This is a genomic window from Enterococcus sp. AZ071 (assembly GCF_050499065.1).
GTDB lineage: Bacteria > Bacillota > Bacilli > Lactobacillales > Enterococcaceae > Enterococcus_A > Enterococcus_A ferrettii.
Window position 1 is genome coordinate 26247 of the sequence record NZ_JBIPAS010000002.1, and the last position, 20195, is coordinate 46441.

21 protein-coding genes are annotated in these 20195 nt (G+C 36.8%); 4 read left to right on the top strand and 17 right to left on the bottom strand.

The features are described from left to right. Nucleotides 1-4: 4 nt before the first annotated feature. Genes IGI49_RS18785 through IGI49_RS18795 form a run of 3 tightly spaced genes read right to left on the bottom strand, consistent with a single transcriptional unit; the run spans nt 5 to nt 2170 of the window. The gene (locus IGI49_RS18785) at nt 5-871 is read right to left on the bottom strand and encodes an ATP-binding cassette domain-containing protein (RefSeq protein WP_429966042.1); all 867 of its coding nucleotides are present in this window, start codon (nt 869-871) and stop codon (nt 5-7) included. After that, a complete protein-coding gene (locus IGI49_RS18790; RefSeq protein ID WP_429966041.1) occupies nt 868-1623 on the bottom strand; it encodes a hypothetical protein in 756 nt (251 codons plus the stop codon). Before IGI49_RS18790 ends, IGI49_RS18785 begins: the two co-directional genes overlap by 4 nt. Next, complete coding sequence (locus IGI49_RS18795) at nt 1616-2170, bottom strand: RNA polymerase sigma factor (RefSeq protein ID WP_429966040.1); 555 nt, start codon at nt 2168-2170, stop codon at nt 1616-1618. The genes IGI49_RS18790 and IGI49_RS18795 overlap by 8 nt, the downstream gene beginning before the upstream one ends. 250 nt (nt 2171-2420) lie before the next feature. On the opposite strand from IGI49_RS18795, the gene IGI49_RS18800 reads away from it, so the two are divergent. Together IGI49_RS18800 and IGI49_RS18805 are read left to right on the top strand one after the other, a co-directional pair. Beyond that, the gene (locus tag IGI49_RS18800; RefSeq protein WP_429966039.1) at nt 2421-2783 is read left to right on the top strand and encodes a hypothetical protein; all 363 of its coding nucleotides are present in this window, start codon (nt 2421-2423) and stop codon (nt 2781-2783) included. A 258-nt stretch (nt 2784-3041) separates the two neighbouring features. Then, nucleotides 3042-3311 carry a hypothetical protein gene (locus IGI49_RS18805; protein ID WP_429966038.1) on the top strand — a complete coding sequence of 90 codons (270 nt, stop codon included), beginning with the start codon at nt 3042-3044 and terminating at the stop codon, nt 3309-3311. A gap of 51 nt (nt 3312-3362) precedes the next feature. On the opposite strand, the gene IGI49_RS18810 is transcribed toward IGI49_RS18805, so the two are convergent. The 3 genes from IGI49_RS18810 to IGI49_RS18820 all read right to left on the bottom strand — a co-directional run bounded on the left by IGI49_RS18810 (nt 3363) and on the right by IGI49_RS18820 (nt 7068). Further along, a complete protein-coding gene (locus IGI49_RS18810) occupies nt 3363-3539 on the bottom strand; it encodes a hypothetical protein (protein WP_429966037.1) in 177 nt (58 codons plus the stop codon). A 61-nt stretch (nt 3540-3600) separates the two neighbouring features. Further along, on the bottom strand, nt 3601-6435 hold the full coding sequence (gene lanM, locus IGI49_RS18815; RefSeq protein ID WP_429966036.1) for a type 2 lanthipeptide synthetase LanM: 2835 nt from the start codon (nt 6433-6435) through the stop codon (nt 3601-3603). Between the two features lie 291 nt (nt 6436-6726). Continuing rightward, complete coding sequence (locus IGI49_RS18820; RefSeq protein ID WP_429966035.1) at nt 6727-7068, bottom strand: hypothetical protein; 342 nt, start codon at nt 7066-7068, stop codon at nt 6727-6729. 253 nt (nt 7069-7321) lie between these two features. On the opposite strand from IGI49_RS18820, the gene IGI49_RS18825 reads away from it, so the two are divergent. Then, nucleotides 7322-7885: a helix-turn-helix transcriptional regulator gene (locus IGI49_RS18825; RefSeq protein WP_429966034.1), complete on the top strand. Its 564-nt coding sequence runs from the start codon at nt 7322-7324 to the stop codon at nt 7883-7885. 46 nt (nt 7886-7931) lie between these two features. On the opposite strand, the gene IGI49_RS18830 is transcribed toward IGI49_RS18825, so the two are convergent. From IGI49_RS18830 to IGI49_RS18850, 5 genes are all read right to left on the bottom strand, one after another. Continuing rightward, nucleotides 7932-8264, bottom strand: a complete 333-nt coding sequence (locus IGI49_RS18830) for a hypothetical protein (protein WP_429966033.1) — start codon at nt 8262-8264, stop codon at nt 7932-7934. A gap of 12 nt (nt 8265-8276) precedes the next feature. Further along, nucleotides 8277-8675 carry a helix-turn-helix domain-containing protein gene (locus IGI49_RS18835; RefSeq protein ID WP_429966032.1) on the bottom strand — a complete coding sequence of 133 codons (399 nt, stop codon included), beginning with the start codon at nt 8673-8675 and terminating at the stop codon, nt 8277-8279. Nucleotides 8676-8809: 134 nt separating this feature from the next. Continuing rightward, the gene (locus IGI49_RS18840) at nt 8810-9157 is read right to left on the bottom strand and encodes a hypothetical protein (protein ID WP_429966031.1); all 348 of its coding nucleotides are present in this window, start codon (nt 9155-9157) and stop codon (nt 8810-8812) included. A gap of 849 nt (nt 9158-10006) precedes the next feature. Continuing rightward, nucleotides 10007-10597, bottom strand: a complete 591-nt coding sequence (locus IGI49_RS18845) for a hypothetical protein (RefSeq protein WP_429966030.1) — start codon at nt 10595-10597, stop codon at nt 10007-10009. A gap of 290 nt (nt 10598-10887) precedes the next feature. After that, entirely contained in the window at nt 10888-11841 is a 954-nt protein-coding gene (locus IGI49_RS18850) for a hypothetical protein (protein WP_429966029.1), read from the bottom strand. A gap of 187 nt (nt 11842-12028) precedes the next feature. Between IGI49_RS18850 and IGI49_RS18855 the strand changes: the two genes are divergently transcribed. Next, the gene (locus tag IGI49_RS18855; RefSeq protein WP_429966028.1) at nt 12029-14734 is read left to right on the top strand and encodes a transglycosylase domain-containing protein; all 2706 of its coding nucleotides are present in this window, start codon (nt 12029-12031) and stop codon (nt 14732-14734) included. Nucleotides 14735-14742: 8 nt separating this feature from the next. Here the strand turns inward: IGI49_RS18855 and IGI49_RS18860 are convergent, their stop codons facing one another. The 6 genes from IGI49_RS18860 to IGI49_RS18885 form a co-directional block, all read right to left on the bottom strand. Further along, complete coding sequence (locus tag IGI49_RS18860; protein ID WP_429966027.1) at nt 14743-16191, bottom strand: helix-turn-helix domain-containing protein; 1449 nt, start codon at nt 16189-16191, stop codon at nt 14743-14745. Continuing rightward, on the bottom strand, nt 16175-16765 hold the full coding sequence (locus IGI49_RS18865) for a hypothetical protein (RefSeq protein ID WP_429966026.1): 591 nt from the start codon (nt 16763-16765) through the stop codon (nt 16175-16177). The genes IGI49_RS18860 and IGI49_RS18865 overlap by 17 nt, the downstream gene beginning before the upstream one ends. After that, nucleotides 16762-17523, bottom strand: coding sequence for a class A sortase (locus tag IGI49_RS18870; RefSeq protein ID WP_429966025.1), 762 nt, complete (start codon nt 17521-17523; stop codon nt 16762-16764). Before IGI49_RS18870 ends, IGI49_RS18865 begins: the two co-directional genes overlap by 4 nt. After that, nucleotides 17510-18583 (bottom strand): DUF916 and DUF3324 domain-containing protein, encoded by a 1074-nt coding sequence (locus IGI49_RS18875; protein WP_429966024.1) that lies wholly within the window; start codon nt 18581-18583, stop codon nt 17510-17512. Before IGI49_RS18875 ends, IGI49_RS18870 begins: the two co-directional genes overlap by 14 nt. A gap of 68 nt (nt 18584-18651) precedes the next feature. Further along, on the bottom strand, nt 18652-19386 hold the full coding sequence (locus IGI49_RS18880; RefSeq protein ID WP_429966023.1) for a WxL domain-containing protein: 735 nt from the start codon (nt 19384-19386) through the stop codon (nt 18652-18654). Nucleotides 19387-19398: 12 nt separating this feature from the next. Beyond that, on the bottom strand, nt 19399-20190 hold the full coding sequence (locus IGI49_RS18885) for a WxL domain-containing protein (protein ID WP_429966022.1): 792 nt from the start codon (nt 20188-20190) through the stop codon (nt 19399-19401). Between the last annotated feature and the right edge of the window lie 5 nt (nt 20191-20195).

Sequence of the window (20195 nt, forward strand, 5' to 3'; positions counted from 1 at the left end):
CGAATCAAACCTCCTCTCTGAAATAATATAAATACAGATCTTCTAAAGTTGGTAAAACCTGTCTTGCCTGCTTGTTTGGAGACGTTTCACTTACAATTCGTAGTATGGTACCACGATCCGTGTTTTTTTGATTGCTGATGGTGTAGGTCATCTCGTAACCCATTACTTCACTTTCTCTTACTTCAACTTCCCAGACAAAATGTTCAATTTCTTGAATCAAGCGCTGCGCCGTACCGCGATTTTTTAACTTCCCTTTTTTCAAAACCAACAATTCATCCGCGATGTATTCCACATCAGAAACGATGTGAGTGGATAAAATCACAATTTTTTCTTGGGAAAACGAAGAAATTAAATTCCGAAAACGTACTCGTTCCTTGGGATCCAAACCGCTGGTAGGCTCATCTAAGATTAAAACCTCAGGATCATTCAGCAACGCTTGAGCGATTCCCAAGCGTTGCTTCATCCCTCCGGAAAACTTCTTAATTCGTTTGTTTTTTACTTCTTCCAACCCAACCTTGTCCAACAATTCGTTACTTTTGTGTTTAGCAACTGTAGGATTAAGACCCTTCAAAGCAGCAATATACAGCATGAATTTCATAGCTGTAAATTCGGGATAATAACTAAAATCCTGCGGCAAAAAACCTAAAATAGTGCGAAATTCTTGGCTGTTAGCATCCGTATTTTTTCGATTGTACATGACTTCTCCCTCATCGGCATTAATCAATCCACAAATAATACGGAATAAAGTTGTCTTTCCTGAGCCGTTGGAGCCGAGTAGTCCATACACACCAGGAGTCAAACTGAAGGAAACATTGTCCAGAACGACGGTTCCTTCATATTTTTTAGTAATATTCATTAATTCCAGCTTCATGTCATTTCCCTTCCAATTCTTCTTGTACTTTTTAAAATAATCATGGTTACTATCAGACTAGTCGCTAAAAAGCTGATGATCCAGATAGATATATTCGCCTCATACAAATCAAATTTACTTAAAACTCCCCAAATCACTACAACACTTGCACCAGAAACCAACCACAGTAAGATTCGGAAGCTTTGGGTATTCCAAGTCGTTAAAACTGACAATACTACGATAGTGCAGCAGTTCATCGGTACCAGCAAATACAACGCGCATTTCCAAAAAGCTAGCATCAAAAAGTCTTGTCCAATCAGAGAAATCCCAATAATAAAGACCAACTCAAACAAACCAAAAAGCAAAAATTTAGCTAACAGCTGCTGATCCAGATTGTATTTTAGGGTCTGCTCCAGCTCCCATGTACCATAGGAGAAGCTTTTCAGCAACTCATCTGTAAATAGCAATAAGGAGAACGATACCAATACCGTTAAACCAGCCATCAAAATACTCAAATTATGAGAGTCACTATACCCTTCATGTTGGATAACAACTAAAAAGCTTACAATTCCTATGAATAGTGCAATTTGCCTGATCCAGATTGTTGCTGGAATAAAGCGCAAAGTAATTTCCAACAAACTGAAAAATGACTGACGAGTATAATGCTGCTGTTCCATCAGTTGTTTGCCTTCAGTAATCACTTGTTGTTTGGCTTCATCGTTAGTCGCAATTTTTTGCTGAAGCACAATTCTCTTTAGTTTTTCTTCATTCAAAGTAAAAAGCCTCCTTATCTAGCAGTTTGCTTAACTTTTTAATCCCTTGGTTAATCCTAGATTGAGCAGTAGGAACACTGACTTCTGTCATCTTGGCAATTTCCTTTACCTTTAAGTCATAATAAAATTTCAAAATAATCGCTTCTCTTTGAATATCCGGCAGCTGGTTTAAGGCTTGCTGGATTTCATCCGTCTTTTCTTCCTCACTAACTAGCTGAAAGGAGCTTTTTTGCCGCTGATCTGGAAGGTAGTCTGCTAATTCTGTCGTGTTGAATTTTTTCTTACTATAATAGTTATTGCAGGTATTCACTGCGATCGTAAATAGATAATTGAAAAATTTCCCAGTGAACTGATACCTATCGATGTTTTTTATCAGCTTAAGGAAAATATCCTGTGTTAAATCCTCTGCCAGTTTAATCTGTCCGAAACATCTTCTAAAGCAATAGGAATAAATTGTCTGATAATAACGCTCTACCAAAAACTCCCACGCCTCTGGATCGCCCTTTTTAATTTTAAGAACCAACAAATAATCCTTGATAAGTATCACCCCTCTCCTTTAATTCCTCACTATATAGTAACAAACCCGCTGCCAAAATCCTTCTTTTTTTCTGGTTCGAAAACCTTTCCTCCTTCCCTACTCTCTACTAATGAACCAATGACCTTCAAAAATCATTTAAACGAGGGGAACTTTTTTTGTCAATTAGGTAAAAAAATGAACCATTTAGGAAATCTTGCTCCTTTTTTGACTTAAGGAGGCTAAACTTTAACCAGAAACTATATTTAAGGAGGAAACAAAAATGAACGCTTTTATCTCTACTATTGTCAATTTGACCATCCTAATCGCCTTAGTTTATTGGAACCATAAAGTAGAAACAACTGGATCCAAGGAAGAGAAATGGGGTCACGATAAATCTATTGTGGGAACCGCAAAACTACTTATCTTTTTTGCCCTTGTGGGGTTAGGATTTGATATTTTAAAAATTCTTTGCCATTTTTTGGGGCTTATCACAGAAGCTCCTGCCCTAGCTCCCAACTTGACTGTGAGCTTGATTGCTGTTGCCGTAATCTACTTCTTTCTATCTGTTTATTATAAAAAAACTGAGTCTGAACAGAAAAAACTACGAAAATCGATATATTTTTGGGAGAATAAGCCATCGTAATAACTAGTAAGCTAATCAATTTTTTACTAAAATAGCAGTTCCTAGTTATGTAAGATTTGAATGATAAAACTCTCATCATGATATCCTTTAAATGTAGGTTAGAATGTGCTAATATTTGCTGTAATTTCAAAGGAAGAAAAGAGGCAAAAGCGTATGATGGACTGGATTCTACTGTTTGTAACCAGCGTTTTCTGGTGAGTTGTTTTCCCATTTAGCTTTGACATCGCCAAGTCAAATAATCGTTATCGGTGTCATTCAGTGCTAGGATTCCGTTCAACGTTAGCTGTCAGCAGCTGGAAACGTTGGAAATTAGCTCAAACTCGTGCAAAAAAATTTAGCTGGCTGGCTGGGATAATTCAGTTTGTCATTGCGGTTCCTATTCTTGCCTCCAATCGGATCAGCGAAGAAACTGGAGCAATCATGATTGCCGGTTTGCTGTTCCTACTATTAGCAGCGCAGTTTATTTATGTACAACGGTGCTTGAAGAAAGCTTGCTACTCCAATCAGAACACGTTAAATAAAGCGTAACGAAAAATTCGTTACGCTTTTTATCAGTTATTTATTAGCTCTAATTTATTATTATTTGCAACGATACGCTTTACTGGTCAGTAAGTCCCATATAAATAATCTCTCTTTTTTGAATAGTAATCCTTCATAATTTTCGTTTTCAATCGCTTCTTCAATAGTAATCCCTACCGAATTGTCCATTTCGTCAAAAATCTGGTTGTAAATCTCTTTAAATCCTACTTCTCTCATGTCTTTCTTCCTCCTTCAAATTGTTATACTTTTTATTAATGGGACTATCCCCTTAATAACATTATTTTATTGACAAAACATCGACAAGACTAGATTTTTCTTTCAGAGATAATCTTAAGATTTGATAACCAATTCCAGATAATCCGGTAAAAAAATCTATTGGAATAAATTGACTATTTGATTTTAAATAAATCGGTTTATATATTTTGTCTACGTAATTATTAGCACCAAAACTACCGTGACATATGCAGCTTTCCTTGCTATTAGTTTTGACTGTAACAGTTTTGGGTATTTTTTTTTCAAGCTTATCAAAAACAATGTTGAATCCCGCTTCTCCTCTACACCAAGAATTACTAATCTTTGGCTCTGTAAGAATGTGATTATTAAACTTTTCCTTATACCATACTATTTTTTCTTGTATTGTTGAATCTTCGTGCATTTTACTCGATTCTATCAGTGAGTAGAGTACACCACCATAGCCATGAGAGAAACTGCCGTCCTTCATTTCCTTACACGAAATGCCAGTTGATAGATCAATAATTTTTTGTTTCAATTCTTTCGAAGGCTTCATTTCGTAAATTCTTATTAGTAAAACAATTAAACTAGCACTTCCACCTAGCCACTCATTCACTTGAGATTTCTTAGAGTCTAACTGTAACGTTCTCAATGCTTCCTCAACTAAAAGTTCATAGGAGTTTTCTCCAGTTAATTTCCATAAAATAAAATAACTAAATAATTTTCCTCCCTCGCCAAAATATGCACTCTGGAAATTTCCATCATTAATATTTTCTTGAATTTCTATCTCCAGTATATTTGATATGTCTGAATATTTTTTCTTTGGGTAGTACTCATTAAGAATTTTCAGAAAAACGTATATACCTAATATTCCGTTATATAAATTGTATGTTGGATATACAATTGTAGCTTTTTTGAAACTAACAGGAACAATGGTATACCAATCACAATATTCCATTCCTTCTGTTATCATAATTTGATCCACAATAATATCACCAATATTCACCGCTTTTCTTAAACTATGTGAATATAACTTTTCGTTATTATTGGGAATTTTTACTTCACACTCTCTAATAGAAAGTGTTCCAAGGCTTTCCTTAAGCAATAAAAAAGAATAATCAATTTGTTTTTGAGTCAGTTGATTAATATGTCCGATTGTGGCTTCTAAAGCATTTTTAGAAAAGATATTCTTTAATTCTTTTCCATTATAATAAATGCTTTTCAAGGTGGTAGTTGTATAAAATCTAGGAATATCATGAATCTGTAAAGCATCAAACTCATAAGGAATAACTTTTCCTAATATACTATCTTTTCCCCAAAGATTCATCAATACTCTTTCTTTTTCAATATAGTCTACCGAACAACTAGGATGGCGGATAAAAGAAAGATATTCATAATATTCTTCTGTATTTCGAAATAAAACACGGATCTCAACATCTTTAAAAATCTTTTCGATCTGGCAAATGACATTATGTTTATTCTTCATGAGCAATGCGTTCATCTTAAAGAAATATTTTTCAATATATTGTGAATAATCTCTTGGATTTACCATCATAAAGTTAAGCAAAGGTATATTTTCACTTTCAATGGACGAAGAATCTTCGTTTGATTTTTTGGAATTCTGTCCGAGCCCACCTGTAAGAGCATTTAGTACAACTTTTTCTTCACTTGACTTAGAAAAAGGTATTAGACTCGTAGAAAGAATACTGTGAGTTTCTAATCTACCTTTTCTGGAATCTATGTCTTTTTTTTCGATTTTATTAGGCTGTATTATCGTTTCTGTGTCTATAATCACTGGATACTTTCCAAATGCTATTAAATTGTCCATGTGTAAGTCTGTAGAACGTAACCAAAAAGTGATTGCTAATATGGTGCCATATGATTTATAAAAATAGACAATATCTTCTTCTGATTTGTTATTTTCATGAATAATCTCTTCCTCAATAGTAAACGAATCACCTACTAGTCTTTTTATCTTATAAAAAGTGATTTCATCTTGTATTTCTTCGATGAATGAGAGAAATTGATTAAATCGGTTCGAAATTTCAAGGCTTTTAAATTTGAAATATAAATTTGTTTCATTGCATCTGAACTTAAGCACAGATTTCCCTATGTCGTGACTATCACCTTGAGAAACTTTTATACTATTAATACTTATGGGTAGCTGTAAATCAAATTTTTTTATCAATTTCCCTAAAGAATTCGAAACAGCCTTATAGAAAGCCGTGAAATTATCACATACATACTTAAGTCTATTTGCGAGAGATCGTGACAAAGCTGGATATGAGGCAAAGAAAGAAAATACATCATTATTAGTGAAAGCAAAATTTTCGAGGTACAATATCATATGTTCTTTTTCATTTGAAATATTTAGCTTATATTTTTTTGTCATATATTGAAAATCATACACTATAGTATTCTCGGAAATATCAAATAGCTCATCACATAAAGAATCACATAAACTATTAATTACCTCCTTTTCGATTTTTAGATTTTCTATATTGGATTGTTCAATGACATTTAAACAATGAACTTTAAATGCATTTATGTGGAACCTCAATACATCTCTCAACTCATAATTTTGAATAGGCATATCCTTTTTAAATAGACTGGTGTGATAATTAAACCAAGTACTTTCCAAAAGTTCTTTTTTTAAGCAGACAGACCTATCAAAATCCAACTTCGATATACAGCTATTGAATTCGCAATTATTCATTCCTAAAAACCTTAATATTTTATCATGATGTTTTTCACTCAGAAGACTTGCTTTTGATATCCATTTATCATATTCATCTAAATTATTTTCATAGACAAAATGAGTAAGTAAATTTTTTCTTTCTAAAATAGACATTCCTAAAGTGTACGTCAAAAATTTTTCCATTGTTTCCTCTCCAAAATGAACATAATATAGTAATAACTTATTAGTATAGTTGTAACGCCTTCAATATTTCCCTCTCATCACCAATAAAAACAGTAGTGCTCGTCATAGAGAATGGTTGTGATGTTTTTAAAATCCGTTAATTAATTTGCTTAGTTTCATAAAAAACTAAAAGGGTGAGACTATTTAAAAGAAAAAATTCCATCACTCGACTAAAAGACATGAACATATATTGAATCTCCGTTCCCTTTTTAACCCGATTCTATTCTAAATCTAATCAAATTACAATCTATTTTATCGTATATCATGGTCTTTTTTTGCTCTGTCATCGACTTTTTGACGATGATCAAGGATTTCTGATTGTATGGTGCCCAATTCCTTTATCGTTTCGGTAAGATCATTTTGCAGCTTTTCTTGCCGCATTTTAAATTTTTTTTCCTCCAAAGCCAATTCCTTTTTGAGGTTTCTTTGCAGATATCGATAATACATAAATCCTCCAACTAAGAAAATGAAAAAGAGGATGACTACTGGTCGGTACCGACTCACAAACTCAGGAGCAAGCATATTAGAAAAAAACAAACAAAAGAAGAGAGCTCCGATTCCTTTGGATATAATGTAAATTTTTTTGTCACTCATCATAGTTCCCTCCTCCCTGACTATTCTACCCAACAGCCAAAAGATAAATGCCTTTTTTCCTAAATGGTCCTTTCTATTGCTTGTTTGGAAGAGATGATTGACGTTTGGTTTGATAGAACGCTAAACTAGAGTGAAAACCCGTCAAATCAAACTGTCAAAAACCTTTGACAATTAAAATGGCACAATTATAAAGACCTTTGATCGCGGAAATTTTCTCGATCTTTTAAGCTAAGGATACAAAGGAGCGAAAAAAATGAATCTTAGTAAGCAAATCAAAAAATATCGGGAACGCGAACAGTTTTCTCAAGAAATGCTGGCGGAGAAATTATATGTCTCCCGACAAACCATCTCTAATTGGGAAAATGAACGTAGCTATCCTGATATCCATAATTTACTGCTAATGAGTGTTCTTTTTGACGTAACTTTAGATGAATTAGTCAAAGGAGACGTGGAAATGATGCGAAAAGAATTGGATAAACAGCAATGGAACAAATGGACTGCTTTAATGATTCTCGGCATGCTAGGAACAATCCTATCAATCGGTCCTAGTATTCGCTATTTAGGAAAACCCGGATTGGTAATCCCTGTGCTTTTTGCAGTGTTTATGATGCATGCAGCCCTCAAGGTTGAGAAACTGAAAAAAAATCTTCAGCTAAAAACCTACTCACAAATTGTCGCTTTTTATGATGGCAAAACGTTAAGTGAAAAAGATGTGAAGAAAAATGCCCGCAAGGATTTCTGGATCAAAGTCGCTTTGGTTATCGGCTTCGGAATTGTCGGTAGTGTGTTAGCCGCGATTAGTTTGCTATTTGCCTAAAAAGGAAGCCATCAGCCCGAAAACATCGAGCGGATGGCTTCTTGCTTTAAACCATTTTTGGCATCATGGCAAAGATGAAAAAGATAACCGCGAGAAACATCATCACAAAAATTGCCAAAATTTTTCGTTTCAATTGATCCATAGCAGCTTGCTCCTGTGGTGTCAAATGAACGTCATAGTTCCTTCGCTTAAACAAGTACAGCAGCAGTCCACCACCCGATTGCCCGCCCAAGCTAACCAGTGCCCAAAATTTGGGTCTTTCCAATCCACGTGCTTTCGCATCGATTAGAACCAACGAATAAAGATAGTAGCAAAGGAACGTGCTCCCTATTAGAATCATGCCGCAGCAAAACAGAACCAAAATATCTCTAGTGTTCATGATAAAGCCTCCTTAGATTTTCTTGATAATTAAGTAGAAGATGCTAAAGGTATTTGCCATTAACAAGAGAAAAAGCAAGATCCAAATAATTTTGTTTAGCGGACTTGCTAACATCAAACCGACCATTAATAGTACGTTTACTAGTAATAATAAAATGAACGTTTTGATAAAGCGGTTTTGTTGCGTATTCTTTTGTAATTGATGCACCATTTTATTGTCTCCCTTCAGTAATTCGTCCAAAGACAGCTGGTAGATATCTGACAAACGAATGATTCTTTCAATGTCTGGATAGCTGCGACCATTTTCCCAATTAGAAATCGTTTGCCGGGTCACGCCCAATGCTTCGGCAACCTCGTCCTGTGTCATATGCAGAATATTCCTTCTTTCTCTTAGCTTTTCTCCAACTTCCATCTGCTTATCCTCATTTTCTCTTCTTTTGTCTTTAGTTTAAATCAAAAACCGTTTGAATTGATGTAAAAATGCTTTTACATCCTTATTTAATCGCAAAAAAACATGATCAAACTCTCGTTCAATCATGCATCAATTTATTCACTTGGGATAAAATAGCCATGCCATTTTTTACTCTCTACATCATCTACATGAGAACCGATCAACTGTAGATTTGTGCCCTTTTTAAATTGTTTCGTATCTCTAGCTTCTAGATCTTCTTTGAACAGCTGATCATAAGTTTCGTAATCATGTCGTTCAATAGCTGCATTACTGTATTCTTGCATGAGCTCCGCAAGATATTGACGTTCATTTTCTCCACTGGTAGGTATGGTTACTTCTACTGAAGAAGTAGTGTTTTTTGGTGCTGGTGCCGCATCTTCTACTCGACAACCAGTGAGTAGTAATAAAATAGACAATAAGCAAACCGCTAATCCCTTTTTCATAGTCAATCCTCTTTTTTCATTTTCTCCCTTTTATAGTATCACATAGTTTTTTTGATTGGTATGGATTTTTTAAGGATTTTTGATTCTTCAAAAAAATCATCTAAGCAAAAAGAACTTTTAAAAGTCTTTCTCTGTTATAAACTTGATTAAACAAACAATCTGTTAAGTTTACATAATCCAAATCTATCTGAGTTAGATGTTCACTTAAAAGTGATGTGTCTTCGATACTTATGGTCTCAAAATCTGGTGCCACGCGATGAACCTGAGAAAGCATTATTAATCAGCTGTCGTCCCAGCCGAGGAAAATCGAGTGTCGCTTGTTTTTTTCTAAGAAGCCTATCGTTCTTCTAGTAAGTCGAGCATGCCAAAGTGCTTCAGTCGTTTTGACTTGAGCATGCCAATCTCTATTGATTTTTCGGACACATCTTAATTGATCGTCTCGATTTTTGGCAACACACAGTTTTCAGCAAAAAAGGTGTCTTTTGGTAAATAAATATGGAAAAGTGGTCGATAATACCTTTTTGGTGTAGGCAACCAATTTTTTTGCTGTACAGCAAAGTTAGTTTTTTTGTGGATAGACGGTTAACTGATTTCCTTGGTAAACCAATCCTTTCGTTCGGTCACTGATAGAATACCTATCAAGTTCATTGGCTACTAAATAATACTCTGGGAAAGTGTACATTTTAGGTTAATTCCACAGTTTTCAGCAGCTAGGAACGGTTTCTCGTCCTCCTCTTCAATATCAATGCAGGGATTATTTTCATTAAATAGCTCCAAACATTCTAAAGTTGTATGTTATCTCTCGAAGGTTTTTGAAAACGGAAAATCTTTTAAATACAAAGAGCATAACTACTCTATTATCTCTTTATTTGTATGAAAAAGGATTTCTTTAACAGCTACATTTCTTTTGCACAAGTATAAAAGATACGACAAACTGGAAAATCCATATAGAGACCACGTAAACCAATTTTGTGCCCCTTTCTCAAAGTCTTGCAGTCTATAAATAGAAAATAAGTCTTCAAGTAATTCTTCATAAAGAGTAGAACCCAATTGCACTTTAGTTGCTGTCAAAATTAGTTGGATAGCTAATTGAATAATAAAGATGATACACCAACCGATCAAGTAATGTGTACCACCTCTTACTGCCACCTGATTTTTATAGATATTCTTTTTTTGACCATTTTCTTCAAAGTAAACATACACTGGGATTAAATGTTGCCTTATCTTTGCATGTTTTGCTTGATAATACCCCACTAGGGAACCCGTCAAAAAACAGAAGAGTAAAACAACTAAATTATTTCGCGAATAATGAAAGTGAAACGCTACCTGCAATAAAGAAAAGAGTGGTAAAAAATAATACGTTACCTTGTTAACGGATCCGTAAGAGAATTGCTCTTTTATAAAATAAAGCAACATGAGGATTACTAAAAATGAAATCAAAAAATTGCTCCCTTCTTAGCTAGTAAGTCTTTTAAAGTATCGAATATCCCTATTCGCCTCTGATACAAAAATAATTTACTTTAACTCTCTGAGTTAGTCAAGAAAAGTCTATGTTTGGCAGTGTCTATTTTTGTGTCTTCGCTGACAAATAGATCAGTAAAGAAATCAATTAGTTAACCAATTGATTACCATAATCCTGTTTTACACATTTCGAAAAGTCTTTTAAACGTCTGCTTGTTTATCCTAAATAAAAAACTGAACAAGTTTTTTACCTTGCTCAGCTTTTGTACTTATTGTTTAGTGACTGAATTGATTTTTTGCTGCAAACGATCATATTCAACTTTGTAAGTATCAGCAGCCTTTTGAGAAGTTGGTACTTGGAAATAGTAGTCTGTAATTCCATCAGTTGGACTATTAGAATGTTGGAAACTATTTAAGTAGGCTTGTCGCAAGTCTCCCCTAGTTGCTACATAAAGGTCAAAGAAGCCTGTTTTATCTTTAATAGGTACTTCTTTTTCCAACGCAGCGAATTCTGTTTGATCCGGACTCAAATCTGATTTACGCATTTGTTGATACAATCGCTCATCTGATCCACTAGCAATTACATCTGACCAAGTAGTCTCGAAATCCGCAGAACGATCGAGGTAAGTATCATCTGACGTAATCAATAAAGCAGTAGTATCTGTACTATCACTTACTGACATGCTCAATAATTCTTCAGTATTAAACGTGATATCGGCTAGATAATCTTTTCGCGTCCCATCGGCTGAGGTAAAGGTCCATTGCTGGCGTTGGTTAGTCACGATATCTTCGTCCTGCAAAGTCTGACCAAAACCAATTAATTCAACTTGAACAAATGCCGCTTCTTCTGAGCTAATCATAGGATATACTTTACGATAAAGCTCATAAACTACCTTTGTATCAGCTACATTTCCGAAAACAGTCAAAAAGATGTGTTCTAAATCCTGCGAACTAGCTAAACTGTCTGGCTGCTGCAGTCCTTCATTTAAGGCATTAATCTTATCCATTTGTGCATTTAACAGCTCTTGATCATTGACATCCTTTAAGGCCAATGCTGGAAGCTTAGGCAGTTCAGCCTGCTGCTGCTCCTTTTCGTCACTGGCGAACACACTAAAGGGAATAGTAAACTGAGGAAAATTCCCCGTTAATATAATAGCAAAGGTTGCGACAAATAAACCGGCTAGAATGCCCCAAAAGATTAACCATTTTTTTGTGGTCTTCATTTTTCACCTCGTTTTGTTTTCCTTTCCCATTGTGGCGACATTTGCCCTTTTCGTCAAGCCCCCTCAGCAGATTATTGTGGAATTTTACTTAATTTTTCTAAATTTTTGATAGTAAAGTGACAATTTCCATGGTCATTCCTGCTGTTATCTATTAAACTAGAAGAAAATGATTTCTTGAGGGAGCTACATGGCAGAACGAAGAAAAGATCGACGCAAAAATGAAAAAAAACAGAAGTTGGTGTTGCCACTTCTGTCAGGTGAAAAAAAGCGTCAGAAACCAAAAAAAGAGGCAACTAAACGAAACAAAAATTTTAAGTCCAATAGACCTTCAGGCGGACTTTCGAGAGTAACTAAGGTGTCGATTGCAGCTTTGACTTTAATGGTAATTGCCGTTGTTGCTGGAAGTATTTTCTTCTTAAGGCAATATGGACAAGTAATTACAGCTGCAGTAGATGCTGGGCAGCAACAAGCGAAAGCTATTCAAGAAAGTGACTTTAAGCAATTTCGACCAACTACTATTTTAGATGTAAATGGCGGTGTAATTAAAGAGCTGAAAACCCAAGAACGGGATTACCTTAGTTACAAAGACATGGACCCGTTAGTTTCGGAAGCCTTAATTTCTATTGAGGATAAACGTTTCTATGAACATCACGGGGTTGATACTCAAGGATTACTGACGGTCGCCTTGAATGCTGCATTAGGCCGCGGTGTCCGGGGAGCCTCTACTATTACTCAGCAGCTGGTTAAAAATATTTATTTAACACCGGAAGTATCGATTTCTCGTAAAGTGGAAGAAATGGTTATGGCTCAATCTTTGGAGCAGAAGTTTTCTAAGGAGCAGATTCTTGAGTACTACTTGAATAATGTTTATTTCGGTCACGGTGCTTATGGGATTAACGCTGCTTCTCGTGTCTACTTTAACAAGTCCATTAACGACACAAGTTTACTAGAAAAAGCCGTTTTAGTCGGGATTACTAACAATCCGGGGTTGCATGATCCAGTAAGCAATAAGGACAATGCGATGAAACGAGGTAAGACTATTCTCGGTGAGATGTTGAGCCAAGGATATATTACTAATGATGACTATAATAAGGCGATAAAAGATGATTTTAATGCCAGCATTCATTCTGATGCCTTGAACAATGATCTAGGTGATAATGAAGTTGCCTTAGCAGTCGATTCAGCAACGAAAATTTTGATGGAGCAGCAAGATTTCCGCTTTCAATATCAATTTGACAGCAAAGAAGAAGAAGACCGCTACAACCAAGAATACCTTGATGCCTACAATAAAGTGTATCAACGAATTTTATCTGGTGGTTATGAAATTCAAACCAAAATTGATCCAACTATTCATCAGCAGCTGCAGGAAATCCTAACAGGAGTGATGCAAAGCTGGCCGGATATGGATTCTGAAAAGAATATTTATGTGAAACAAGCGGCCATGACGGTGATTGATAACAGTACTGGTAGTATAGTAGCAAGTATTGGTGGTCGCGGTGAAGAAGGGAATACCTACAATCGGGCCTTCCTTTCTTATCGTCAGCCCGGTTCAGCGATTAAGCCGTTGGTTTCTTTTGCTCCAGCTTATGAACGAGGACTTTTAGAAACTAGTACCGTATCAGATGATCGCCCAAACAATAATTATCCGAATAATATTTATATGGGCTCGCGAGGAAATCTAACCTTGCGTAATGCCTTGGCTATGTCGTCCAATGTGGTAGCCTACAAGTTAGCAATGGATAATCAAACTGAGCTGCAGGAACCAGTCTATCAACCATTAGCACAAATGCAATTTACCGGACTGGATGTCGCTGATGACAATCCAATTATTGCAGTCGGTGGTATGACCTATGGTGCGACCACCCAAGAAATGGCTAGTGGTATTTCAACACTGGTGAATCAAGGGAATTATCGAATGCCTACTAATATTCAAAGTATTAAACGCAAAGATAATGACCAGGAAGTCTTCAACTTGAATGATGCACCACAAAGAAAAGTATACAGCGAAGATGCCGCTTATCTAACGATCGATACCATGAAGGCGGTCCATCAGGAAGAAAATGGTACAGCTACCGATACGAATCTAGCTCATAATCAATACTGGGCAATTAAAACCGGTACAACAGATGAAGCGAAAGATTTATGGACAGTTGGGGCAACGCCGCACTACACCGTTGCTGTTTGGGCCGGTGATGATACACCGCAGCCTCAGGATAACGCCTCAGTTGGTAAAGCGACTCGGCAGATTTTCCAAGAAGCGATGGATTTGTTGAACAACGGTAAAGAAGATGTCGACTTCCAAATGCCTGCTTCAGTTACTAACCAAAATGGACAATTGGTTACCCGTTCCAGTCAGGCAAAACAAGTGCTAGCTACTCGTCAAAATGCTTTGCAGGCTACTACTCAAAACATTGATGCACTTGCTAAAACAAAGGCCAATGAACTGATTGCAGAAAAGCTGAACAGTCCTATGGTATCTGAAGCCTCCAGCTTCAGTACACAGCTATTAGCCGATCGTATTCAAACGTTGAGTAAATTTGAATTGATTGTAACTGACACGCAAGACAACTGGAAAACCTTTGACCAGTATGCGCAACAGGTTTGGGCCTTGATCCAAAATGTAGAACCCGCTGGTGGAACATTATCCAGCCAGTACACTAGCGTTTATCGCAGTAAAGAAGCTCAGTACGCTCAGGAAAAAGCTGCATTAACCTCGGATGTTGATCGTGTTGAAGGTGATATTACAACAACTGAAGAGCAAGGCAAAGAATTAGATAAGCAAATTGAAGATCTGAAAAAAGAATTGAATATTCGGGATACTACCCGACCTTCCAGCAGTTCAACTCCTTCTGGCAGCTCCAGTAGTTCCAGCGAATCACAAGAAAGGGATTAGCCAAATGGCTAATCCCTCTTTTCATCTGCAGATAAATATTTTTTTGAACGCTGCTGGACAATCTTTTGTCCCAAATTTGCCCAATCCAATGGTCGTGGCGGAGATAGCCAAACCACGTAATCACACGCACTAGATTCTCCTAACGCTCGATTGTCTGTCAGCAAAATATCGGCTTCTTCCATACGATTCGTAGTAACCGCCCCTGCAGATTGAAAGAAAATCAAGTTTCCCTCAATAAATTGGTTGTACAGTTCTCCGTAATAAAAATCAGTATAAATCTTCACTGTATGCAAAAGCGTCTCTTTGGGGAAAATTGTCACAATCAACAATAGATAATTAAAGAACACAAATTTCTTTTTGTCATACAAATCTGAGTTTTCCACCGATTTCAAGTACTGTCGGCAAAACGCTAATATTTCTGGATAGTTTTGCTGAAAATAGCTGATGTCGATCGCTGATTGTAAAGATTCATACCCCAAACTCAATTCTTTAAGCTGCAAATGCAAGAAATCCAAACGCAGGTTAAAGTCAGCCATCTTCTCATGATCAGTTGCCACAGCTGGAAAATCCTGAATCAAAGCCGTAATTAATTGCTGGCTATAGTCTTTCGCCTTCTCATCCCAAACACTCACTTGTTCAATTAGACTAGCCGAGCGAGTTAAATAATAATTGACAAGAGCTTGTTTCTCTACTGTCGCAAAAGAAACTGGCAACCGTAAAAAGAAATAGGGGAAGCACAACTGATCTTGTATTTCCTCATTTAACAAGGGCAGACTAGTTTCATCTAAATAATGTTCTTGTCGTATACGAATATCCGTTACATAATTGTAATGAATTAAATCATTCCGTTGATACCTAGTAAAGGATTCTAGTGGTACAACAGCAATTTGCTGATTGACCAAATAAGTATCTATATCAGTGTATAAGGACAACTCATCCTTAAAAATGCGGCTGAATAATTCTGTTATAAACAATCGCAGGTTTTGTTCATTCTCACCGACCAGCTGAAATTTGCGAGTGATTTGAAGACCGTTTTCTTTTAGGAAACGGTTCAAACGCTTGTATTCTTTGTAAGCTATTGGATAGCTGATTAGTTCCTTAACCGAAAAGTCATTGACCGAGTTATATTTTTGAAGATAGGCACTGCATAACAAATGAAAGTTCAGTGAATCCTTTACATAGTTTTCTAGTAAAGACCCCGAGCTAGCTTCCCCACTAATTTTTAAATGAATAAATGGATCCTCATCGATAATCAGAATCGCCTGATCCAACTGATATCTTTTCAAATCATAAATTAGAGCTTCGACAACCCCTTTTAGCACGTAACCGGAAACCTCTAAATGATCCATCATTTCTTGTTTACTGACAGAAAAAAATGGACTACGTTCTAATAACCCAATAATTTGATACTTCCGCCATTCCTCTTTTGCCAAAAATTGTTCAAGCAAAGTAATCACTCAGCTTTTTCTCGCCGGCTGGCACTGATTCTCCATAAAGTGCCACTCCTGACAACAAGTAGGCGCTTAGGGCAACTTGACTAAACTCGTTGTCTTCATTCGCCTCACCACCAGAAACTGGCTCAGGCATACTCAGAGGTGAGTTACTGAAAAAGTCATCGTCCAACATAAGAGATGTTTGCGGATGGCGAATAAAATTCCAGATTTTGTTGGATTGCTGCTTTTTTTCCGCTTTTTTCTGCTGTTTTTTTTCTTTTGGCGCATTATTTTCTACGTTTTCGTCAGAATTATTTGTTGATTCACCGCTTTGTGCCTCACTGGTCGTCTTAGTCGATGATTCTATGTCTGAAGACTCACTAGTCTCTGTTGCTTCTGATGAATCAGTTGATTCATAAACAATTTCAGCTGTTGATTCCTGCACTTCCTGTGAGCTATCATTAGGAATAGGTGTAATGGTTTCATTAGGATTCATCGGATCATAGATACTAGTTGCTGCTAAAGCATAATTGGAATATAGAAAAATACAAGCCCCCATCCATAATGAAACTGAATGAATAATTACTCGTTTTTTCAATGGCTTTCCTCCTCTCGTGATAACCTCAAAATGATCAGGGTTCCCAGGACAACTAAACTAAAGAAGAGACCCACTCCCCTCCACACATTCCGCTCATTTCTATGAACTGTTGCTTTTTCAAGCTTTTTCTCAATCTTAAGTGTCTCTTTAGTTGCCTGTGAGCGTTCTTTTAAGCTTGCTGTAACAACAAATCGCTGATCAGTTTGAGTCGGCTTATCACAAGTTATCAACGTTAATTGCGGTTCATGGGTTTCATCTAACACACTAAGATTGGTTTCTTTGATTATCTTAGTAGCTGTTACTTGGTAATGATAGACTTCCTCCGCAAAATAGAGGTATATATCATCCTTTTCTTTTAAAGAAAGCAGTTGCCCAAATAATAATTGCTGATTTCCTAAGTGATGTCCTAGTAGTACCATGTTATCATTGGCTGGAGTCCTTTCGGGAAATAGCATGCCCCCTCCAGCCAATAACGATTCCTGGGTAATAACTGGATAAATCGGGACTGCGAAATCAGCAGAAGGAATCAGCAGCTTGGCACTAACTGGCTGATCGGTTCCTTGGAAAGCCAGTATTTCCGAAAAGCTTGGCGGTTGAACAGCTTCGGCTTGATTTAACGGCTGGTCAACTACCTTAGTTTGAACGTCGGAAACTTTAGTTAATTTGTAACTCAATATACTTTGCTTTATCATCGGAAAGCCAAGCAGAAATAGCGCTGCCCAATAAATAATAATCAGGAAATACTTACTTTTTATCATGTCTCTTTTTGTACCAGATAATTGCGATGATTAACAACAGTAATAGTATACCAATTAAGATGTATAGCCAAGTGAAATCCTTCTTAACAGTCACATCTTTATCATTTAGTTTTCTGGCTTGGTCAGCTTTGATTTCAAATTCTTTTTCCAACTGCCAGTTATAGCGATAGTTTTCTTTTTCGCCACTGCTGGCTGTGTACGTGAATTCTCCTGCCTCATCCTTCTGTCCATAAGCATCAATTTTTAATACATATTTACCAGGGCTCAATCGTTCACCATTTAAAGGCAGGCCTAAATTAAAGTTTGAATTTGGGGCCATTTGCATACCAGTTTGCGTATTTTCGTAGATTACCTCGTTTTTTCCTTGCTTAGCAACTGTCATATGCGTTGTTAACTGATTCAAATAAACAGGCATTGGATTTTGAAGATTTCCGTAAATCAAGGTCCGTGCATTGACTTGCTCTGCTCCAGCCTTCAATAATTTCAAATCCGGTGTGCCATTTTCTTTCTCTTGACGCATCAATAAGGCAACTACATAAGAATACTCATTCTTAATCGCCAAGCCAGAAGAATCATCACTCGATGCTGTGGTTTCTTTTGCGTTTTTCTCTTGGAATGTAATTCCACCAGCTATAATCCCGTCAAATGCTTCGTTTGGCATATGTATGTTTAGTTTGTATTCTGTTTCAGAATGAGGGGCTAAGGTTATCTCCTTTGGTGCTTCTACATAATCCTTTAAATCAAATTTCAAGGACGAATCAGGGGCAATCTCATTAGCACTATATTCCACTACACCGTTGCTGTTAGTGGTGGCACTATTAATTTGAGCTTCGACAACAACCTCTTGGTCAGTATCGTTGCGCAAATTGACCGTTAACTCTTGTTTTTGATCTGGTGACAGCTGTAAATCGAAATACGTTTTGGATTTGTCGATTTGATTATCAGGAATTTGTGGCGTAACGGCAAAATTAAATTCAGCTGCCTCACCTGTAATACTCATCATTGTTCCTATTCCAGCTAGTAAAAAAATAGACAAAGCGATTTTTTTTAAAGTTTTCATTATTGCTTCCTTTCATTCAAAGGAAGGGATGCAATACTCACATCCCTTCTTAACTATTATTGGATTTTCTATTCTACAGGTATGTCTGCTAAAGTCCAAGTAAAAGTAGTCTTATACTGTTTAGCATACTTAGTCGTAGAGCCTGGTACAGATAATTCAATACTTTCAGCTCCAGTTGCTGCGTCTGTTCCCCATGCTAATAAATAGGTTCCCGCACCTTGACCGTTTGCCGCAGACATCACATTTGTCGAAGCATTTTCGGGAGACAATTTAATTGTTGCTTGTCCACTAGGTTTTTCAGAAGTAGAATTGGTTGCTACATTCCCATTTTTAAAGGTAACTGCAGCACCTGTTAGTTCTTGGTTTTCTGTGGTTTTAAATTGACCATTTTGTTTCACCTGTAAAACCCATCCGGATTCTAACCCACGATTATCGGTAACCTGAACGAAGTTTGGACCTGTCTTTTCGGCATCTGCTTTATCTAGGTATTTTTGAGCTTTTGCTTTATAAACCTCATCGGTAGAAGTAATTTTTTGGGTACCAAAATCTAGGCTTGAAGCATAGTCAATTGATAACGGACCATTTGTTCCTGGTTTAGGGCCAGTAGGATCAGTTGGATCGACTGGTTTAATAGGATCAACCGGGTTTGTAGGATCGACTGGTTTAGTCGGATCTGTGTTTGCTTCAAAAGTCACAGCTCCATTGGAAGTGTATTCCCCACCATCTGCTGCTAAAGTAGTTGCTGGTAAAGCTAAACCGGCTAAAGCTAGCGCCGCAATTGTTAAGTATTGAATTTTTTTCATAATCTCGCTCCTCTATGCGTTTTCTGGGATATCAGATAGATTCCAAGTTAAAGTTGTTTTGTAATTTACCGCATCTTTAGGTGTACTTCCTGGTACAAATAAGGATACGTCTTTAGTTACGTTTGCTTGAACATCGTTCCCTTCGGCATCCTTTTCAGTAACAGCTTCAACTGTACCCCAACGATTTGCCCAAGTACCTGCTCCAGCATTTTTTACTGCTGATAGAACAACTGATTCTGTACCGTTTGGATTTAAAGTAACTGGTTTTTCAGCCACTGGTGCCACTGCGGTAGAATTGCTGGCAACAGTTGGTTTGTCTAAAGTGATCACTGCTCCAGTTAAAGTATCATTCAAGGTGGTAGTTGCCGCTTTGAATTGACCATTTTGTTTCACTTTTAATACCCAACCGCCATTATTCCCACGATTATCAGAAATTTGAACATAGTTCGGAGATGCTGGTGTATCCCCTTCATATGCTTGTGCGCGAGCAAAATAGGTTTGGTCCTTGTTGGAAATTTTGTTTAAACCAAAATCTAATGATGATGCATAGTCGATAGACAATGGACCATCTGTTCCTGGGTTTGGACCATCTGGATCAGTCGGATCGACTGGTTTCACCGGCTTATCTGGATCTGGGTCAACCGGATTTACTGGCGGTGTTGGATCGGTATTGGGAATAAACTTAACTGCTCCGTTAGATGTATATTCACTGCTTTCCGCTGCATAAGTAGTAGCTGCACCACCAAGAGCAGTCAATGCTAAAACGGTCGCTGCAGCTGTTGTAATCATTTGTTTCTTTTTCATAATTA